Annotated in this window: 15 protein-coding genes and 1 pseudogene; 7 read left to right on the forward strand and 9 right to left on the reverse strand. The window is 59.7% G+C overall.

Annotated features, from left to right (window positions below):
• Positions 1–102 precede the first annotated feature (102 nt).
• A complete protein-coding gene (locus ACTJKL_RS29240) occupies positions 103–873 on the reverse strand; it encodes an ABC transporter permease (RefSeq protein WP_440854500.1) in 771 nt (256 codons plus the stop codon).
• A gap of 7 nt (positions 874–880) precedes the next feature.
• Entirely contained in the window at positions 881–1,807 is a 927-nt protein-coding gene (locus tag ACTJKL_RS29245) for an SGNH/GDSL hydrolase family protein (RefSeq protein ID WP_440854501.1), read from the reverse strand.
• A gap of 296 nt (positions 1,808–2,103) precedes the next feature.
• Here ACTJKL_RS29245 and ACTJKL_RS29250 point away from each other — a divergent pair, with 296 nt between their 5' ends.
• Entirely contained in the window at positions 2,104–2,811 is a 708-nt protein-coding gene (locus ACTJKL_RS29250; protein WP_440854502.1) for an acylneuraminate cytidylyltransferase family protein, read from the forward strand.
• A gap of 111 nt (positions 2,812–2,922) precedes the next feature.
• Here ACTJKL_RS29250 and ACTJKL_RS29255 read toward each other — a convergent pair whose 3' ends face one another.
• The 4 genes from ACTJKL_RS29255 to ACTJKL_RS29270 form a co-directional block, all read right to left on the reverse strand.
• Entirely contained in the window at positions 2,923–3,723 is an 801-nt protein-coding gene (locus tag ACTJKL_RS29255) for a 3-methyl-2-oxobutanoate hydroxymethyltransferase (protein WP_440854503.1), read from the reverse strand.
• Positions 3,724–3,807: 84 nt separating this feature from the next.
• On the reverse strand, positions 3,808–5,034 hold the full coding sequence (locus ACTJKL_RS29260) for an NAD(P)/FAD-dependent oxidoreductase (RefSeq protein WP_440854504.1): 1,227 nt from the start codon (positions 5,032–5,034) through the stop codon (positions 3,808–3,810).
• A gap of 267 nt (positions 5,035–5,301) precedes the next feature.
• The gene (locus tag ACTJKL_RS29265) at positions 5,302–5,619 is read right to left on the reverse strand and encodes a MocE family 2Fe-2S type ferredoxin (protein ID WP_440854505.1); all 318 of its coding nucleotides are present in this window, start codon (positions 5,617–5,619) and stop codon (positions 5,302–5,304) included.
• 43 nt (positions 5,620–5,662) lie between these two features.
• Entirely contained in the window at positions 5,663–6,754 is a 1,092-nt protein-coding gene (locus ACTJKL_RS29270; protein WP_440854506.1) for a fatty acid desaturase family protein, read from the reverse strand.
• A gap of 209 nt (positions 6,755–6,963) precedes the next feature.
• Here ACTJKL_RS29270 and ACTJKL_RS29275 point away from each other — a divergent pair, with 209 nt between their 5' ends.
• From ACTJKL_RS29275 to ACTJKL_RS29295, 5 genes and pseudogenes are all read left to right on the forward strand, one after another.
• On the forward strand, positions 6,964–7,995 hold the full coding sequence (locus tag ACTJKL_RS29275; protein WP_440854507.1) for a LacI family DNA-binding transcriptional regulator: 1,032 nt from the start codon (positions 6,964–6,966) through the stop codon (positions 7,993–7,995).
• Positions 7,996–8,079: 84 nt separating this feature from the next.
• Positions 8,080–11,079 carry an AsmA family protein gene (locus tag ACTJKL_RS29280; protein WP_440854508.1) on the forward strand — a complete coding sequence of 1,000 codons (3,000 nt, stop codon included), beginning with the start codon at positions 8,080–8,082 and terminating at the stop codon, positions 11,077–11,079.
• Between the two features lie 464 nt (positions 11,080–11,543).
• Complete coding sequence (locus ACTJKL_RS29285; RefSeq protein ID WP_440854509.1) at positions 11,544–11,825, forward strand: type II toxin-antitoxin system RelB/DinJ family antitoxin; 282 nt, start codon at positions 11,544–11,546, stop codon at positions 11,823–11,825.
• Positions 11,782–12,150 carry a type II toxin-antitoxin system YafQ family toxin gene (locus tag ACTJKL_RS29290; RefSeq protein ID WP_180980810.1) on the forward strand — a complete coding sequence of 123 codons (369 nt, stop codon included), beginning with the start codon at positions 11,782–11,784 and terminating at the stop codon, positions 12,148–12,150. Before ACTJKL_RS29285 ends, ACTJKL_RS29290 begins: the two co-directional genes overlap by 44 nt.
• 144 nt (positions 12,151–12,294) lie before the next feature.
• Positions 12,295–12,457 (forward strand): annotated as a pseudogene (locus ACTJKL_RS29295) (AsmA family protein); the annotation flags it as partial.
• 224 nt (positions 12,458–12,681) lie between these two features.
• Here the strand turns inward: ACTJKL_RS29295 and ACTJKL_RS29300 are convergent.
• Both ACTJKL_RS29300 and ACTJKL_RS29305 read right to left on the reverse strand, forming a co-directional pair.
• Positions 12,682–13,422 carry a sulfotransferase family 2 domain-containing protein gene (locus ACTJKL_RS29300; RefSeq protein WP_440854510.1) on the reverse strand — a complete coding sequence of 247 codons (741 nt, stop codon included), beginning with the start codon at positions 13,420–13,422 and terminating at the stop codon, positions 12,682–12,684.
• Entirely contained in the window at positions 13,400–15,217 is a 1,818-nt protein-coding gene (locus ACTJKL_RS29305; protein WP_440854511.1) for an ABC transporter ATP-binding protein, read from the reverse strand. Before ACTJKL_RS29305 ends, ACTJKL_RS29300 begins: the two co-directional genes overlap by 23 nt.
• Before the next feature lie 353 nt (positions 15,218–15,570).
• Between ACTJKL_RS29305 and ACTJKL_RS29310 the strand changes: the two genes are divergently transcribed.
• Complete coding sequence (locus ACTJKL_RS29310; RefSeq protein ID WP_440854512.1) at positions 15,571–16,899, forward strand: polysaccharide pyruvyl transferase family protein; 1,329 nt, start codon at positions 15,571–15,573, stop codon at positions 16,897–16,899.
• A 62-nt stretch (positions 16,900–16,961) separates the two neighbouring features.
• Here ACTJKL_RS29310 and ACTJKL_RS29315 read toward each other — a convergent pair whose 3' ends face one another.
• Positions 16,962–17,258 (reverse strand): hypothetical protein, encoded by a 297-nt coding sequence (locus tag ACTJKL_RS29315; RefSeq protein ID WP_100674340.1) that lies wholly within the window; start codon positions 17,256–17,258, stop codon positions 16,962–16,964.
• Between the last annotated feature and the right edge of the window lie 75 nt (positions 17,259–17,333).

Genomic DNA, 17,333 nt, shown 5'->3' on the forward strand with positions numbered 1-17,333 from the left:
GCCCATTCTACTTCTGAATGAGGCTGCAATTCTCCTAAGCGCCGAAGCACGGCCCAGTCCGCTCGCCTTCATGGCCTCTGCTCTTTTCTTGTTCGAAACCGTTCAACCCTCCCTCACTGCCGTTGCCGACAAAGTGAAGAGAGACAGACCGATGAATACACTGATCGCTGTGAATGCGTAAAGGTAGTCCAGGTCCAAGCCCTGCGCCCAATACTCGGGATAAATGCTTCTGCGGAATAAAATGATGGTGTGAACGACGGGATTGTAGAGCAGCAAGTTGTCAAACGGATGCGGGATCAAATGCGGCAAGAAAAAGACGCCAGACAGCAGCATCATTGGCCGCATCACCAAGCCAAATACCTGTTCATAAATCGAGGAACAGGAAAACAATGCAATATTGGAGAGGCCCACCCCCAATCCAAGCAGGGTCGCTAGGCCGCAGGCTTTTGTCGCGGATGTCACATCAACATGGAGAGTGAGACTGCTCTCCAAAGCCACAACATTCATTACGATGATCACGATGAGAAACGATGTTGATGTCTGCAACACGTAACGCGAAACCACCGTATCCAAAGGCGTTACAATCGGGTAATTGAGAAGGGCCTTATTCGCCTTGATTGTACCGGAAATAAAAGACTGCATGGAGTGATAGCAGTGGAACGGGAGATATCCGGTCGCGAAAAAGAGAGGGAAGCTTGTGCCGAGAGAGGGCAATCGCGCGATCGTCTGAAATATCAGAGTTAACATCACGACGTGGGCTACCGGGTCAAAAAGTGCCCAGAGGTAACCTCCGGGCTTGCCCCCATATCTCGTGGACATTTCCCTGATCATCAAAGCCGCAGTAATGCGGGCATGCTGCTTAAGAAGCTCCACAGAGACCTCAAACCTTCACGAGCGTAATGAATTTTTCAGCCATAAGGGCGTGCCCAGCAGCCGACAGGTGCATACCATCCGGCGACAAAGTTATTTGTGTCCCCTGTTCCCAACAGAGCCGATCCATGTCAATGAGGTGACATCGCTCCCGTTTGGCAACATCATACAAAACCATGTTAAAGCGATTGAAGCTCCAAGACATGTGCGGAGTTTTCGCGCCAAACTTCGTCGGTGGTTGTATGATCGTCACAAACGTGACTGAGCGAGCTCCTTTGGAGCGAGCTAAATTGGCGGCTTCCTCGAGGCGCCTCTCGTAGACCGGCAGCGGCGTGTACGTGTGCTCAAGATCGCTCTCAACCAAGGGCCCGCGATAGTCTTGGGCAAATTTTACAATCTTCTGGCGAACCTCTGCCGCAAGCGTGGAGAGTGCCAACCGCTGATCTTCCATGAACATACGGACAACACAGTCATTCAGCCCAATATGGATGATCACGTCCGCATTTTTGCAATCCGCTCGCGAGTGGAGAGCCTCCAGCATGAACGCCGTGGTGCCGTAGCGCCTACACAAAGGCTGCACGGAAGCGCTTCCAGTCTTCAAGATGGCCTCCAATATCAGACCGGAAGCTGTCATCTCAAGCTTGCTGGCCTCTATCTTCGATCCCGGCGCGCCCCGCGGAAGACCAAGTGAATCACTGATTACCACTGCCTTCCTTATAGCTTTCGCCTTCGACGAAAGCATTTTCGCACGTTGCTCAAAATCAGCAGACTCCTGGTTAAGCTTGCGATGCTCGTCTTCGATCGCCGCCGCCACCTTAACGGGATCCGTGTAAACTAACTTTGAGCGCGCCTTTTTAAAGCACGCGATGGCCTCTAGAATTTTCCCTTTTTCGGCAAACGCACCAGCCTCGTCGATCAAAGCCTCAATCTTCGCCAATCTCTTTTCGGGCGATCCAGACGCAACGTCGAAAAGCGTCGACTTTGTAAGGCCAACGGCAGTTCGCAATAACACGCTTGGCTCAATCGCCTTTCCCCATCTGGTACGGGTGAGGTTTAAACTCACGGACTGGCTCCCTCATTCGACACGGACTTGGCAGCCTTATCAGCATCAATCGGAAGCAAGGTCAACGATTCATGATAGGCGAAGTACGTATCGACCCCCTTTGCACGCACGTTGCGATCCTGAGCTTTGCTTGATAAGCATAGCGGTGATCGCACGTCGAGGACAATGACATGGAAAATCTTGGCTCAGTACTTGCTGTAATTCCTGCAAGGGCAGGCTCCAAAGGACTGCCCGGCAAGAACATCGTAGACTTTCACGGACGCCCGCTCATTCAATGGTCGATTAGCGCTGCACTTGAGTCCGGCTGCTGTGATACCGTTCTTGTTACAACCGACAGCCAGGAAATAGCCGACATTGCAGTTGCGGCCGGGGCGATTGCGCCCTGGTTGCGGCCGCAACACCTTGCCGATGACAGGGCGTCGACCACTGCAGTGGTGCTCCATGCACTGGAACAAACGCCCGCAGATGTCGTCGTCGTCTTACAACCCACGTCTCCATTGCGAACTGCCGAGGATATTTCGGCCTGCGTCTCTCTTTACTGCAAAGAAGACAAACCTGTAGTATCCGTCTGCCCCGCGAAACCTTGGCTTTTTTGCAAAGCAGCGGACGGGACACTCGCGCCAGTGGTGGAGTTTGCGACGCAGCGTCAAGAAGCAGAATATGTGTCCCCGAATGGTGCGGTATATGTGTTTAGCGCCAGATTCCTTCGCAGTGGCGAGTCGTGGTGGTCGGTTGGTGCGCTGCCATACCTAATGCCTCCTGAGCGTTCTGTGGACATCGACACTCCGTATGACCTCGCGGTAGCGAGGGCTGTCTTCAACGCGCCTGAAGGTGGCGCCTCTGCTAAACAGAAGCGAGTTATGAACGACAGCAGGTAAATCGGCTATAGGTTTGCTGGCAGTTCGCCTATGGCTGCAATAAAAAGACCGCCTCGATCCTTTTCGGTCGAGGCGGCCAGGCGGCCCCACTGGGAGGTGAGCTCGTCTTGCTCAGCGCCCGCCTTCGAGTTCGCTCAGGAAAGCGCTAAGCTCCTTCTCCTCAATACCGACAAGATGGTTTTTTTCCGGATAGGCGCCGGAACGGACGTCGAAAGCGAATTCGGAGAAGGCGGCGATGCGCTCCTGCTGCAGTCGGTCATATTCGGCGGCAAAGTTGCGATAGGTCTTGGCGTGGCGCGGATAGTGGCCGCGATTGGCGCCGAGCACGTCCTCGGCAAAGAGATATTGCGCGTCGCAGCCCGTCCCCGCCCCCATCGAAAGCATCAGCATGGAGGTGCGCGCGCTGATCGCGGCGGCGACTTCGCCCGGCACCACCTCGATCTCGGCGGCAAAGGCGCCCGCCTCTTCCAGCGCTTTCGTCTGGCGCCAGATCTCGAGCGCGCTTGCCGCCGTCTTGCCGACGGCGCGAAAGCCGCCGGTCCAGGTGGCCTTGGAAGGGATCAGCCCGACATGGCCGCAGACGGGAATGCCCTCCTCGCGCATGCGCCTGACGGTCGACAGGCTTGCGGCGCAGTAGACGGCGTCGCCACCCACCTTCAGCGCCTTAAAGGCGGCGCGGATATAATCCTCCGCGGTGACATGGTCGCCATATTCGAGGCCGGGAAAGGCGAAGACGGAAGGGGCCGCCTCGCGAAACTCGGGGCCGAGCAGCGCCGGCGGGACGGAAACGAGGTCGATGCGCGCCTTCTCCGCAGCCTCCGCATCTTCCAGCGTCATCACCCGGAGCATGGTGAGCTGGCGCTTTCCCTTCATCGACAGGAGATCGGCAACGGTCGGGCGGCGGTGTCTCATCTAAAATCTCCGGTAGAGCACTTCCAGAAAAAGTGGGCAGCGGCTTTCCGTCCGGAAGTGCGCCGCTTCAAAGAAAGGGGGCACTCAGGCCGCCAGCAGCTTCTTGAGCCTGGTTTCGGGCGAGGCAAGCGCCAGCGGATCGGGCCTTGCGCCTGCGGCGATCAGCATTTCGGCGAGGCGGATATCGCGGGCGACGGCATTGCCGGGGCCGATGCCGCTGGCGGCGATCAGCCGTCCCTCGGCATCCAGATGAAAGAGGATGAAGGCCCCCTCCTCCATGTCGCGCCGGACGGTGGTTTCCGCACCGTCGGCAAGCCCCGCGATCTGCAGGGTGAACTCGTATTGATCCGACCAGAACCAAGGAATGCTGGCCATGGTTTCTCCCGCACCCATCAGATTGGCGGCCGCGAGCGCGCCCTGATCCTGGGCATTGCGCCAGGCTTCGAGCCGCACCCGACGGCCGCCATAATGCGGCAGAGGGAAGGAGCAGCAGTCGCCGGCGGCGTAGATATGGGGGTCCGACGTGCAGAGCCTCTCGTCGACTGCGATGCCGTTTTCGATCACGAGCCCGGCCGCCTCCGCAAGTTCGGTGTTGGGCACCGCGCCGATGCCGATGACGATCAGGTCGGCCTCGATGCCGACTCCGTCGGCAAGCAGCAGGCGCGCGCCGTCACCGGCTTGCTCGATCTCCGCAATCTGCGCGCCGCAGATAATCTCCACGCCTTCTTGCCTGTGCCGTTCCGCGACGAAGGCGGCGATCTCTTCCGGCACGCCGCGCGAGAGAACGCGCGGCAGGCCTTCGACAAGCACGACTTCGGCGCCGAGCCTACGCGCGGTCGCGGCAAGCTCCAGGCCGATGAAGCCGCCGCCGATGATGGCGAGCCTTGCACCCGGCGTCAGGGCGGCGCGGATCGCAAGCGCATCGGCATGCGTCCTCAGCATGCGGATACGTCCGGCATTTTCCGGCACTCCCTGGAAAGCGCGCGGCCGGGCGCCGGTGGCAAGGAGCAGGCGGTCATAATCGAGGGATTGTCCGTCCGAGAGCGTGATGGCTTTCCGCGCGCGGTCGATGCTCTCCACTGTAACTCCGGTCAGGACCGTAATCCGCGCATCCTCGTAGCGCGTAGCAGTCGCGATGAATTTCGGCTGGGAGGCCTCGGCGAAGCCGTCCTTGGAAAGCGGCGGCCGCTCATAGGGAAGGTGCGGTTCGGCGCCGATCAGCGTGATCTCGCCATCGAAGCCCTTTTCCCGGAGGGCAAAGGCAGCCCGCCCACCGCATTCGCCTGCGCCGATGATAACGATATGCGACATGCTCTCCTCCTGCCATTTAGCGATCGGGTTTCTTTGAGTACGGGACCCTCTGGGATTTACTCGTTGCAAGGCTCGGGCTTTACCCCAGTCGTCATCCTCAGGCTTGATACGAGGATCCATTCACAAGCCACCGAAACTCAAAACCAGCCGGCGTTACGCGCAGTCCCTCTTCACGCCCATACCTTGCGTGTGGGACCCCCGGACAAGCCCGAGCATGACAACCGGGGTGAGAATTGACTGCGGAGGCGTTCCGAAACGTGAGCATACCTAAGAAAGCCCGATGAACACGCTCCCCGCCTCCACCTTGACCGGATAGGTCCTGAGGTTGACGCAGACGGGGGCGCCCTTGGCCTGGCCGGTCTTGTAGTTGAAGCGGCCGTTATGCTTCGGACATTCGATGATGTCGCCCATCACCAGGCCGTCGGCGAGATGGATCTGCTCGTGCGTGCAGAGACCGTCGGTCGCGAAATATTCGTCGTCCGGGCTGCGATAGACCGCAAACGTGCGTCCCTCGTGATCGAAACGGACGACGTCTTCCTCGTCGATCTCTTCGGCCGCACAGACCTCCACCCAGTTCGAGCTCATTTCTTCCTCCATTCGATGATTTGCTGCGATCGACCGCGCCGCCTCACTCAGCGGCAGGAACCAGGCGGTCGTTGTGGAACTCTTCGCGATAGGGCTTTGCCGTCGGCGGCAGTTCGCGCTTCAGGAAGTAGGCCTCGTTGCGCAGCTGCCGCAGGAATGCCGGGATCATTTCGCGGTAGCCGTGAAGCATCGAGGGATTGGCCGCCGGCAGATCGTGCTTAATCATGGCGTGCAGCCTCGGCAGCGCGTGATAGGGAACCATCGGGAACATATGGTGCTCCACATGGTAGTTCATGTTCCAATAGACGAAGCGGCTGAGCGGATTCATATAGACCGTGCGGCTGTTCAGCCGGTGGTCGGTCACGTTGTCGGCAAGGCCGCCATGCTGCAGCAGCCCAGTCAGCACATGATGCCAGGCGCCGTAAAGCCGCGGCAGGCCGATGAGCATCAAGGGCAGGATCGAGCCGAGATAGAGCGAAAGGCCGATCGTCGCCAGATAGATGGCAAGCCAGATGCGGGCGATGCGGATCGCCTTTGGCTGCTCCATTTCCGGAATGAAGGTCTTCTCCGCGGCGCTGATTACGCCGAAGGCGTTTCTAACCATATCGATCATGGCATGCCAGACGTCGATGATGCCGAAGAAGTTGAGGACCAGGCGCAAGAGATCCGGCGGCCGCATGACGGCGATTTCCGGGTCGCGGCCGACGATGACGGTATCGGTATGATGGCGGGTGTGGCTCCAGCGCCAGGTGACCGGGTTGCGCATGATCATGAAGCAGGCGATCTGGTAGACGGCGTCGTTCATCCACATCGTCTTGAAGGCCGTGCCATGGCCGCATTCGTGCCAGCGGCTATCGGAAGCGGAACCGTAAAGGACGCCATAGGCGAGGAAGAAGGGAACCGCCCACCAGCTGCCCCAGAAATAGACGCCGAGGCCGCCGAGAAGAACCGTGCTGCCGAGCCAGATTGCGGTGTCGCGAATGGCGGGACCGTCCTCCCGCTTCATCAGCTCCTTCATCTGCTTGCGCGGAATGTCGGTGTGATACCATTCGGCGGCGGCAAGGCCGCTTGCAACCGCCGCCTCGGCATCGCGGCCGAGCAGGCTGTAATCGCGCTTCGTCGCAACTGTCGTCATTCCTGCCTCCCTGCGGCGCCGCGCCTCTCACCGAGTGCGCAAATGCGGCTGCAGCCTTTTGAACCGGCGCCACTCCCGATCGGCGCCTCCATTCGATGAAGCGAGGATAGGTTGACTTCTCACGCTTCTCAATGCAGTCATGATAGATTCTCTCAAATCCTATCAGCGTGACAGCCTCACGGATGAGGGAATAGTTTCAGGGAGGAGACATGACGAAGAGGCCGACGATCGCGGATCTCGCCCGCGCCTCCGGCGTGAGCGTCGCAACGGTCGACCGGGTGCTGAACGGCCGCCATCCGGTGCGCGAGGAAACGGCACGCCGCGTCTATGATGCGGCAAAAGCGCTCGGCTATCACGCCGTTGGCCTGCTGCGCCAAAGGGTCTTCGAGGATCTGCCGCAATACCGGCTCGGCTTTCTCCTGCAAAAGCCGGAGCAGTCGTTCTACAAGGCCATGGCAAAGGAGATCGAAAACGCGGCGCTCTCGGTGACGCGTGTCCGCGCCAACGCGCAGGTGGATTTCGTCGCAAGCTCCACGCCCGGCGCCATCGTCGAAAAGCTGAAGGTGATGGCGGCGCGCAATCAGGCGATCGCGCTGGTGTCGCCCGACTACCCGGCCGTGACTGCGGCAATCGAGGAACTGAAGGAACGCGGCATCCCGGTCTTGGCCCTCCTGTCGGATTTCGCCGCCGGCGTGCGCGAAGGCTATATCGGTTTGAACAATCAGAAAGTCGGCAGGACGGCTGCCTGGATGATCGCCAAGGCGGCCAGGCGGCCAGGAAAGGTCGCGGCTTTCGTCGGCAGCCACCGTTTCCATGGGCACGAACTCCGCGAGATCGGCTTTCGCTCCTATTTTCGCGAGAATGCACCGGATTTCGAGGTCCTCGACACGATGGTGAACCTCGACACGCCCGAGATCACCCACGAGGCGACGCTCGATCTCCTGCAGCGCCATCCGGATCTCCTGGGCTTTTACGTCTGCGGCGGCGGCATGGAGGGCGCCATCTCGGCGATCCGCGAGGAAAAGCTCGGGGGCAAGCTGCTCGCCGTCGTCAACGAGCTGACGCCGGAATCGCGCGCGGCCCTTGCCGACGAGACGGTGCTGATGGCGGTCTCGACACCCGTTCCGGCCTTGGCCCGAGAGACGATAGACCTCATGGTCGGCGCGATCGACCGGGGTGCTTCGAGCGTGCCCGGCCAGACTTTCCTGCCTTTCGACATCTATACGCCGGAAAATATCTGACGTCGGCGTCGTGAAGACATTTGCGAAATCGCGCTTTCTGGAAAACGATAGCGAATCAATAGCTTTTACAACCAGGAGAAAGCGATGCGGCGCTTCATTCTTAGTCTTCTGGGCGTTGCCGCGCTCGCCGTCACTGCAATCGCCATTCTGCCGAGCCTGATTTCCAGCGACTGGATGCGGGCCGAACTCGGACGGCAGTTGTCGGCTGCGACCGGCAGTTCGATCGCGTTCAACGGTCCCGTGAAACTTTCGGCATTTCCCTATCTTGCGGTCATCGCGGAAAACGTGACCCTCTCGGCCGAAGCCGAAGGGATAACCGCCGAATTTGCGGAGGTCGCCGGTTCGGTGGCGATTTCCTCGCTCTGGTCGGACCGGCTGCGTATCAAACAGATCGCGCTCGACCGTCCCGTCATCGTCCTCAACGAGAAGGCCCCGGGCGACGAGGTGCCGGCTCCTGCCGGCGGCGGCGATGAGACCGGTTCCGGCGACCCGCTTCCCGCCCTCGTCGCTTTCCTTGAACGAAGCGCAATCGAGTCGGTCTCCATCGCCTCCGGCACGTTCGTACGTCGAAGCGCAGCCAACCCCGAGGAGGTCGTTTCCGATGTCGAGCTCACGCTCACGGCGCCCGACATCGACGACGCATTCTCTCTTTCCGCATCCGCCCGCATGGGGGGGCGGAACTACGAGACCAGCTTCACCATATCGACCCTGCGGTCGCTGCTCGAGCGCCAACCCGCGGATGTCACCCTTGCCGTGGAAGCGGACCCCGCTCCCGCGCCGGGCATGTCGAGCCTGGAGGCAAGCGGACAGGTCACCCTGAACGCCAATGGCAGCTATCAGATAAAAGGCGGCGAAGTGGAAGCCGGCGAACAGGCCTTCGGCCTGAACGCGCTCTTCGTCCCCGGGGAGCGTGCGCGCTTTCTCGTCGATCTGGAAGCCGACCGGCTCGACCTGACGCCGTTCATGGCCGCCGCGCCGGAAACGTCGCAGTCGGGAGCGCCGGCTGCGGAGACGGCCGGACGGGCGAATTTGCAGTTCCTGGCCGGCTTCGATGCCGACATGAGCATCAACGCGGCCGCTTTGACCATCGGAGAAATTTCAGCGACGGACGTTTCCTTTGCGGCCGCACTCAAGAATGGAGAACTGGTTGCCGAGCTCGGGCATTTGGGCATCGATGCGGGAAGCGTTGCCGCCAACGTCGCGACCGACGTCCGGGCCGACGATCCGGTCTTCCGGGGCCGTCTCGCAAGCAAGGGGCTCGACATAGCCAAGCTCTCAGCCCTTGCCGGCCAAACCGTCCCGCTCTCCGGAGCCCTGACTATCGACGCCGGCTTTGCTTTCCGCGGCCTCGATGCGCAAGACATCAGAAAGACAGCCGATCTCACGGGAACGATCGGCCTTCGCGATGCGGCCTATACCCTGCCCGGCATTGCCGATGAGACGATGCGCGAGGTGAAGGCGAAGAAGATCACGGCCCGGATCGAAAGCCTCGCGAAGCCGGTGCGCGTGGCCGGCCGCCTGGAGTGGCGCAGCAAGCCGGTCGACGTCGATCTGCAAATCCCCGCCGCCGATACGATCCTCGCCGGCAATCTCGCCGCCGAGGGAATCCCCCTCAGGCTTCAGGTGAAAATGCCCGACGCAAACCTGTCGCTCGACGGCAAGGCTGCTCTGCCGGGCACCTATGCGGGAAACCTCGGTTTTTCCACCGCCGACCTCTCAGCTTTCCTCGCCGGTTTCGGGCAGAGCGGTGCCGAGAGCGTCGGTCCGCTGGCCTTCAACGGGCATGTCGATGCGGGCCCGACGAGTGTTTCCTTTAAAAAGGCGACCATCTCCGTCAACGGCGTCGAAGGCGCGGGCAGCGGCTCTGTCGAATTTGCGACACCGTTGAAGATCACGACAGCGCTGAACTTCGACGAGCTGGACCTTGCGCGGCTGGCCGGGGCGCAGTCCCCCGCGCCGCAGGCAAAGGCGCCGAAAGGGGGCGAACCTGCCGACGCTCCGCTGGATCTCTCTTCGCTCCGGTCGGTCGACGCAACCGTCCAGCTCAATGCTAAAAAGCTCGGCTACGGCAAGGTCTTTGCCGGACCGGTAGCCACCAGTCTCGTCGTCTCCGACGGCGTCGCAAGCCTGACGCTGCCCGAAAGCCCGTTCTATGGCGGCCATGTCGTCGCGAGCCTCAAGGCCGACGGCTCCCAGCCCGAGCCCTCGATCGCCCTGCAGGCCTCCATCTCCGGAGCGTCGGCCGCGCCGCTTCTGACGGACATGGCGGGCTTCAAATATCTCGAAGGCGCATTGAAAGCCCGGTTCGACGTAACCGGTGCGGGCGGCACGACCAGGACGCTTGCGAAGTCGCTGCAGGGCACCGCGGATGTGGCCTTTTCCGATGGCGCTATTCGCGGCATCGACATTGCCGACGTCTACAACAATCTCGTGAGGCTGATGTCGTCAGGTTTCAAGCAGGACGACGGCACAGCGACGACATTCACGGAGCTTGCGGCATCCTTTGCCATCGAAGGCGGCGTTGCCCGCACCGAAGACATCAAGCTCGTTGGCCCGCTGGTCCGCATGAGCGGCAACGGTGCGGCCGATCTTGCGGAACGCACTCTGAATTTCCGGCTCGAGCCCCGCCTCGTCGCGTCTCTCCAGGGCCAGGGCGCCGAGATTTCCACCGACGGCATCGGCGTCCCGGTCGTGGTCGAAGGCAGCTTCGCCGCACCCCGCATCTATCCGGACCTTTCGGACCTGCTGAAGAATCCCGATGCCGCATTGGCAAAGCTTAAGGATTTCGGGCTGCCGATCGATAAGTTGCCGATTGGCGACCTCGTTAACGGAGGCGGTGCGGGTGGCTCCGTTAAGGATCTGCTTGGCGGCGCCCTGAATAAGGCTCTAGAACAAGAAGAACAGCAGCTCTCGATTGAAGAGATTATTGGCGGCGGTACAGCGCCCAGGCCCGACAAGGCGGCTGGGGAAATTCCGGTGAACGAGGAGCCCGCAACCGCCGAGCAACCGGGAGTCGGAACTGACATGCCCGGTGATGAGGCGGACGGTTCGATGGAGAGCCTGTTCAAAAAGCTCCTACGCTAGCCGACCCTTCCTGCAAATTCTCCGGCATTAGGTAGCAAAAACCAACCAGACCTGAAGTGGCATCCCGACTACCCTGGTTTGGTGAGAACCGAGCCTAGAATGGGTGTAGCCTGGGAGTTGAGGCAGAAGCGGGGCCGCCTTGACTGACAGGCTGGAGCAGATTGAAAGGGAGCGGGCGCGCGGACATCTTAGACCAGTCGTAGGCAGCTGTATCCCGCATCTTGGCGAGATCGAGCACCGTCAGCCTTCGGCACTCTGGCGACAGCAGGAAATGCTGGCCCCCTTGGGCGTGTCTTCGGGGTTCGCCATGGCTCAATCCCTCCGCGATCCAAAGGGATACGACGCCTATTTCGGGCGAGTGCGGGGCAACAATCATAGTGCCCCAGTTCGATCGACCCACCACGGAGCTTGAATATGTTGCTCAGTTGGGCTACATAAATATCAAACTCGAAAAGGAGGCAAAAATGGCTGCAAACGCATATGTACGCGCCCGCATTGAACCTTCGGTGAAGGATAGCGCCGCCTTGGTACTCGATAGTCTCGGACTGACCACCTCGGATATCATCCGAATCGTTTTGACCAGGATCGCCCGAGATAAAGCGCTTCCCGTCGAATTGACTCGGCCGAACGCCAAAACAATTGCTGCGATGGAGGAAGCAAGGGCCATCAAGGCGGGTCACGACAAGCATTTTGATACTGCTGATGAGATGTTTGAGTCACTCGAGGGACCCAAGGTTGTCAAGTGATAAGAAACGAGCGAAGTCCGCTTCCAGCAAGCGGGCTTCGCTTCCGCGGCAATCAAGTCATACCAAACAGTTTCAAAAAGATTGGGAGCGCCTTTCTAGGTCCGGCCGATATGATATGGTCGCACTGAAGAAAGTCGTGGGGTTGATCGTAGACAACGATGGCCCTCTGCCGGCGGAACTGAAAGACCACGAGCTGACGGGTGATTGGAAAGATCATCGAGAGTGTCATATCGGCGGTGATTTTCTCCTCATCTACACGTTAGACGAAAGAAAGAACCTGGTTGTGTTCGTAGCCGCTGGGACACACGCCGAGCTCTTTGAATGAAACACTCGCTTGGACGGCTCCCACGCGGCCTACCTCGCTCTATTTCAATCGTTTTGCCCAACGGCGGCTGTGTCGCAGCCACCAGGCAACCTATCAGCGCTATCAATGCCAATCCGATCTTTTCGATGGCTGAAATTTTAAAGCTTTAAACATCTCGAGGGCGCATGAAAGCCGAGTTCGACATTCGACGTCACCGGTGCCGGCGTCACGACCAAGACTCTAGCCAAATCGCTACAGAGAACCGCCAAATGTAGGATTTTCGGATGGAGACATCCGCGGCATCGACACCGCTAACGTCTACAACAACTGGCAAGCGGAGGCCCCGAGGCAAGTGACGGGGCCGATGGTTCGATGGAGGGGTATTCAAGCGGCTCCTCCGCTAGTCGACGCGACTGAAGCTCTTGCCAGCCGAATCGAGCCGCAGGGTGCCCGCGGTTAGAGCCAGAAAAATAGCGCAGCGATTTTCCCTCGGAATGGCCGAGAACGATAGGTTATTGCCCCATCCGCGATTCGGCGAAAAGCGGAAATGGTCTAATCGGGGAAACGATACTTGAAATGTTCGATCTCGGCGCCGAACAGCCGCGCGACGCGTTCGCGATCGCCTGGTTGATAATAGTTGCGAATGTCCGGTCTCGTCGGGTTCGCCTTAGCCCTGGTCAGAAACCGGTCGTTAAACGGCAGTCCAAGCCTGTCGCATACGATACGCAGATCATCCGAGAGCCGCTCCTGCCGGCCCACGAAATCCACGACGACCTCGTCGTTTCTTGTGTAGAGTTGCCAGGATCTCCAGTTAATACTTTCACGCTCCGCCGCTCCCTCCTCGATCAAACGGAGCATTTCGGAGAAATTCGGCCGCGTCGTCGCTTTCCTGTAATGCCAATTGTAAAGAGAGACGGCCCTTTCGAACGGATTCCGCACGAAGCAGAATTTGAAGTAGTTTTTCCAGGCTGCGGAATCGAAGGCCTCGATTTCGCTGGCGCTTGAATGATCCGAAAGCCTGCCCGCAAAACGCCGACTGAGGGCGGCCCCGGCCAGCGAATCAACACTGTGGTGCCGGACAAGGGTTTTCGCGATCTCGAGCGGAGGAAGATGGCGGAACATGGCGATCAGCGCCAGCCGATTGGCTTTCGCTCCATTTGCAAGCGCGTCCTTCCAGGACCCAAGTTGCAGGTCCCAGGGTCCGAATTCGCGCGCGAGGTAGGCAGAGACCGCACTGCCGGCCGTTTTCGGTACGTGGATGAAAATGAACTTATGGCGATGGGATATGATCATTGCCTTGCCCGACGGACTCCAAGAAACTGCCCTGGATGTTGTGGAGACGAGCGTATATGCCGTCCGGACGGCGCGCGAGCTCCTCATGCGCTCCCTCCTCCACGACCATGCCATCCCTCATCACGACGATCTTGTCGGCATTGACGACAGTGGAAAGCCGGTGCGCGATGACGATGACGGTGCGGCCGCTCATCGCCTGGTCCAGCGCTTTCTGGACAGCCGCTTCGGACTCCGTATCAAGGGCCGAAGTAGCCTCGTCCAGCAGCAGAATGGGGGCGTCGCGGACGAGCGCCCGGGCGATCGACAGGCGCTGCCGCTGGCCGCCGGAAAGCGTCATGCCTTGCTCGCCGACGGGCGTGTCGTAGCCCTGTGGCTGCGCCAGGATGAAATTATGCGCATAGGCAAGCCGGGCCGCTTCCTCTACTTCCGCGTCCGTCGCTTCGGGCCGGCCGTAGCGGATGTTGTCGCGGATAGAACCTTCAAAGAGGTAAGCTTGTTGTGAGACATAGGCGAGCCCGTTGCGCAGAGACTGCTTGGTGACGGCGGCTATGTCTTGCCCGTCGATCAGGATGACGCCCGATTGTGGATCGTAGAAGCGTGGAATGAGGCTGATGATCGTCGATTTGCCGGCTCCGGACGGGCCAACGAGCGCTGTAGTCTTGCCACCCTCCGCCAGGAAACTTACTCCCTTGAGGACCTCCTCGCCATTGCCGTAGGAGAACCGCACGTCTCGAAACTCGACGGTCGCGTCGCGGAAAGCCAGTTGAGTAGCCCCGGGCAGGTCCCGTTGATGCGGAACCGTGTCCAGAATTTCGTAAAGCATGCTGGCGTTGACGGCCGCGCGCTCCAGCGACAGCTGCAGGCGAGCGAGGCGCCGCACCGGGTCGTAAGCCAAGAGAAGCGCCGTTACAAAGGCGAACAAGGCACCCGGGGCCACGTTGCTGTAGATGGTGCGGAAAGCCGCATAGGCAAGCACGCCCGAAATTGCCAGGCCTGCAAAGGTCTCCGTCAACGGCGCCGTCCGTTCGCTCAAGCGCGCGATGCGGTTGGCGCGGTTCTCCGCGCCCTTGATGATCCCCTCGACCTTGCGGCCCAACTCGTCCTCCATCGTGAAGGCTTTGACGATGGAAATGCCCTGAATGGTTTCCTGCATCGCGCCTAGTACGCGGCTGTTGGCCTCGACCGCTTCGCGCGTCGCCAGACGCAGCCGCCTGGAAATGTAGCGAAGCCCAAGGAGCAACGGAGGGGCACCAACGAAGGTGATGAGCGAGAGCAGCCAGTCCTTGCTGATCATGACGCCGATAAGGCCGACCAAGGTCAGGACATCGCGGGCGACCGAGGTGACCGTCATATTGAGCACGTCGCGAATGCCGGAGATGTTCTGGTTGATCTTGGCGGTGAGGTGCGTCGAGCGCTTTTCCTGGAAAAAGCCAATGCTCAACGCCATCAGATGCGTATAAAGCCGGCGCTTATAGCGTGCGACAATATTGTTGCCGATTTTCGATAGAGCGACGGCTTGCCCATAAGTCGCCAGCCCTCTCAGCACAAAGGCAGCAAATATCGAGAAACAGACGAGTAGAACGACGTCGCCGCGCTTGTTGGCGAAAGCTTCGTTGACCACCGTTTCACTGATCCAAGCGGTGAAGGCCGTCGTTGCAGCCACAACCATCAGGCACGCAATGGCAAAGGCATAGCCGCGGATATGGTCGCGGCCGTTTTCGGCAATGACGCGCCTTAGGACCCCAGCGATCTTTTCAGTATCGACCTCGCGCTCTTTTCGATCCTTAACGCTCAAATAGTCCCGTCCCCGCAATCACGCATGGCGTGCCCGTGTACTGGCGCCGTCCCCGGGTCTCTATAGTGCCTTGTGACCGTCTTGGCCAGTCATGGGCGGCACCCTGTCATGGCAGAGCCAAACGGCTCAGCCTTCCAGCCGCCTCCCTTCTGCAACGTCACGGCTTTCAGTGCGAATGCGGTCGGAAGCCACCCGCCCTGCCATCAATTCGTTCTCAGGTTTTCCGTGCGGGCAACGCGTCGGCTGGGTGTGAGCGAGGCTTCGGAGGCCCTTTCGCAATTTCTTGATGTCAGACTGAAATGTGTGCACTTATACAGGAGCCATTATCCTGAACCTGATCGAAAGCACGAAAATTGTTCGAGGGGATAAAGTCCGCCATTCATTGGCGGTTCGCCAAAAAACTGAGGAATTCAAATCCTGACAGAGCTGCAAGGCACTTGGTGCTGGCAGCTACAGGACGCGGGGCAGACGTTTCCAGAGCCAGGCGCGCTGTGGGATTCCTCGTGGCAGACAAAAGGTACTCGGACGCTCGCACGATTTGCCGGGAGCAGATATCGACAGGCGACCCATCCGGCTTTTGGCGGCATTACGAGAGCTTCGTTGACGAGCTCGCAAGCTCCTGCCGACACCAAGAAGTGGCTGGTTCGAAAATCAAGATCGCTCTGTTCAACGACACAGACTTCAGGGTCAATATCGGATGCCGGCTGACAAGCCAGGGTCTCAAGCAACAGATTCTAGAGGCGTTCCCGGGCGCCGAGATCACATCCATCGGGTTCAACTTCGCCGCCTTCAGAAAGGAGTTCCCGAAGCCTGCATCCGCTGAAGGATATGGACTCTCGGACATTGAAACCCGGCTTTCTGCCGCATATGGCGAAGACGCTGTTGACCATATAGCGGCCGCCGATTTTGTGATCCTTCAGCCGGAGGGATCGTTGGACCACCGGACAACGGCAGAAGGGCTTGCAACTTTCTTCACTCCTATTCTTACCGCCAGGAAACTGAGGAAGCCGTTTGCTGTATTGAACGGAACGATACCTATCTACGAAGGCGAACGATCGGACTATCTCACAGGGCTCTTTCGCGAACTCGGCCATGTAGCCGCACGCGACGAAATCTCGGCGGAGCACTACGGGATCGAATTTCTGGTGGATGCCGCATTCCTCCGAATATCGCCAGCACCTGTGGCCGAACGCGACGGTTGCCTGATAACCACCGGCGCCAGAAACAATGCCGAAGAAGACGTTGAAATCCTCAAGGCTGCACTGAAGGTCTGCGAGGCGCAGAAGCTTCGCCCCGTCGTTCTTACGCATGCAGTTGAACGCTTCTCACCATATGAGGCCGAGATCATTGGCCGTGGCGGCATTTTTGCTGAGACGGCCAGTATAGAACATGCTGCCGAGACGATCTCGCAATGCCGCCTGCACATAGGCGGGCGATATCACATGGCGATCTTCAGTCTCCTCTGTAACGTTCCTTCTCTCCTCTTCGACGTTCAAACACACAAAAACCAGTGGCTGGGGCGCTACTCTCCTCTGATAACGCTTGTGCATCCGCACACCGACCTCGATGCCGCGGCAGCCGCGGTGCTGAGCAGTGGCGTATCGCAAGGACATCCGAGATCAACGGCCGCGGAGAAATACGTTCATTTCCTGAAACGCGCTATGGCTGAGCAGCCGCTATAGCCGGTCCCCGGCGCGACGAGCCGCTGCCGCGGCGGGCGGCAATTGACAGCGCTTGTTCCGAACTATCGCCATTGGCGGTAATGCGAGGCTGATAGCGGCCTACCCGTGATCGGCGAGATCGTGGTCGTCCGCCCCTCCACCGCCCAGTTCAGAATTGCATTTGCCTCGGCATGCATCTTTGCCCTGATCTCGGCCCGTTCCACCTCACTGGAGACGAATTGCAGCGGTATACGTTCAAGTGCGCTGAGAACGTCCTGTTTGAGGTCGGCATCGGGATCGTCCCTGAGCCTTTTAGTTGCAAGGACTTTCACCAGAAACTCAAGGGTCGCGACCCGCAAGCCGTCATCTTCGAAATGCAAAATTCCGCCCCCCGGTGATCGCACCTTGACCGGAGATTAACAGCGGCGATTGTTAGTGGCAATTCGGATTTACAG

It is taken from the genome of Sinorhizobium sp. 22678, assembly GCF_052044265.1.
Lineage (GTDB): Bacteria > Pseudomonadota > Alphaproteobacteria > Rhizobiales > Rhizobiaceae > Sinorhizobium > Sinorhizobium meliloti_A.